This is a genomic window from Herbaspirillum sp. B65 (genome assembly GCF_000333555.1).
GTDB lineage: Bacteria > Pseudomonadota > Gammaproteobacteria > Burkholderiales > Burkholderiaceae_D > Herbaspirillum > Herbaspirillum rubrisubalbicans.
Map to the genome: position 1 here is coordinate 1 of NZ_BADI01001166.1, position 556 is coordinate 556.

Below are 556 nucleotides of genomic sequence, written 5' to 3' on the forward strand. Positions count from 1 at the left end.
CCAGCAGACGCTGTCGATGCTGGGCGTGCTGGTGACCATTTCGGCACTGTGCGCAGTGGCCATCCGTTTCACCGCGTCGGACAAGAGCGGCGATGCCGCCCTGGCCGACAGCAAAGTTGCAGCCTGAGGAGAGCACCCATGAACATCATCGTCATCGGCCACGGCATGGTCGGCCACAAATTCCTGGAGTGCCTGGCCGAGAGCGGCGCAGCCGACATCAACATCACCATCCTCTGCGAAGAACCGCGCCCGGCCTACGACCGCGTGCACCTCTCCGAATTCTTTGCCGGCAAGAGCGCGCAAGACCTGTCGCTGGTGGCGCCCGGTTTCTTCGACGCCGGCCGCAGCCCGGTGCAGTTCGATCTCAAGCTCAATGCCAAGGCCCGGCACATCGACCTGGAACGCAAGCAGGTGGTGGCCAATGTGGCCGGCGCAGAAGAGACCTTGTCCTATGACAAACTGGTACTGGCCACCGGCTCCTATCCCTTCGTGCCGACGGTGGCAGGCAACCAGCGCAAGGATTGCTTCGTCTATCGCACCATCGAAGACCTGGAAG

General features: G+C 62.8%; 1 protein-coding gene. It reads left to right on the top strand.

The annotated features are described in order from the left end of the window. Positions 1–138: 138 nt before the first annotated feature. Positions 139–556: FAD-dependent oxidoreductase (locus I5W_RS28075; protein ID WP_044531731.1), on the top strand; the 418-nt coding region annotated here is incomplete at its 3' end.